We start from the raw sequence: 304 nt of genomic DNA, 5'->3' as shown, positions 1-304 counted from the left end.
AGCCATACATTTAAAGAGTGCGTAATAGCTCACTGGTCAAGTGGTAATGCGCCGAAGATGAACGGGGCTAAATCTGATACCGAAACTGTGGGATAGAAAAGCAATTATGCGAGAAGTATGAAGTAAAAGTGATTAGGAAATATATCAACTAGTAAAGTAAGAGAGAAAGACATTAAATAAAACTATTAAACGATACAATTTCTAAAACACTTAACAACATACAACTGGCATAATAGCTTTTCTATCGGTAGAGGAGCGTTGTATATGAATTGAAGCAAAAAGCGTAAGCAATTGTGGATTATAT

The 304-nt window shown here is 34.5% G+C and carries 1 rRNA gene; it reads left to right on the top strand.

Annotated features, from left to right (window positions below):
• Nucleotides 1-304, top strand: a 23S ribosomal RNA gene (locus tag ACU68U_RS09330); the annotation flags it as partial.

It is taken from the genome of Finegoldia sp. P3-F-LR (assembly GCF_052932165.1).
Note: the sequence above shows the minus strand (reverse complement) of the source record. Positions and strands in the feature narration are given on the sequence as shown.